The sequence below is a fragment of the Bizionia saleffrena genome, assembly GCF_008086175.1.
GTDB lineage: Bacteria > Bacteroidota > Bacteroidia > Flavobacteriales > Flavobacteriaceae > Bizionia > Bizionia saleffrena.
In genome coordinates this window covers 1-1,233 of the sequence record NZ_VSKM01000047.1, presented here as the reverse complement: position 1 = coordinate 1,233, position 1,233 = coordinate 1, and the positions used below count along the sequence as shown (strand labels likewise).

Below are 1,233 nucleotides of genomic sequence, written 5' to 3'. Positions count from 1 at the left end.
AAGTACAACTTTCTGTATTAAACGTCGCTGTTTCCCAACATTCTGTCGCTGGTGCTGCTGATTGTTCTCCTGTTACATCCCAAATACACGTATCATTATTAAACGTTGCCGTTTCATAACATTCTGTCGTTGGCTCGGTTGCTTGATCTCCTGTTACCTCCCAAGTACAACTTTCTGTATTAAAAGTCGCTGTTTCCCAACATTCTGTCGCTGGTGCTGCTGATTGTTCTCCTGTTACCTCCCAAATACACGTATCATTATTAAACGTCGCTGTTTCCCAACATTCTGTGATTGGTTCTGCTGCTTGTGTTCCTGTTACAACCCATTCGCAAGTACCGTTATTAAACGTTGCCGTTTCATAACATTCTGTGATTGGTTCTGATTGTTGTGTTCCTGTTACCTCCCATTCGCAAGTATCGTTATTAAACGTTGCCGTTTCATAACATTCTGTCGTTGGTGCTGCTTCTTGTGTTCCTGTTACCTCCCAAATACACGTATCATCATTAAACGTTGCGGTTTCATAACATTCTGTCGCTGGCGCTGCTGATTGTTCTCCTGTTACATCCCAACTACACGTATCATTATTAAACGTCGCCGTTTCATAACATTCTGTCGTTGGTGCTGCTGATTGATCTCCTGTTACATCCCAACTACAAGTATCATTATTAAACGTTGCCGTTTCATAACATTCTGTCGTTGGTGCTGCTGATTGTTCTCCTGTTACATCCCAAATACACGTATCATTATTAAACGTTGCCGTTTCATAACATTCTGTCGTTGGCTCGGTTGCTTGATCTCCTGTTACATCCCAAGTACAACTTTCTGTATTAAACGTCGCTGTTTCCCAACATTCTGTCGCTGGTGCTGCTGCTTGTGTTCCTGTTACATCCCATATACACGTATCATTATTAAACGTTGCAGTTTCATAACATTCTGTGGTTGGAGCTGCCGCTTGTGTTCCTGTTACATCCCAAAGACACGTATCATTATTAAACGTCGCCGTTTCCCAACATTCTGTCGCTGGTGCTGCTGCTTGTGTTCCTGTTACATCCCATATACACGTATCATTATTAAACGTTGCCGTTTCATAACATTCTGTGGTTGGAGCTGCTGCTTGTGTTCCTGTTACATCCCAAAGACACGTATCATTATTAAACGTCGCCGTTTCCCAACATTCTGTCGCTGGTGCTGCTGCTTGTGTTCCTGTTACATCCCAACTACAAGTTGTATCAT

Annotated in this window: 1 protein-coding gene; it reads right to left on the bottom strand. The window is 42.6% G+C overall.

Going from position 1 to position 1,233, the window contains the following annotated elements; translation table 11 throughout:
* A partial coding sequence (locus ES676_RS14845) for a BspA family leucine-rich repeat surface protein (RefSeq protein WP_170234473.1) occupies positions 1-1,233 on the bottom strand: 1,233 nt, incomplete at both ends.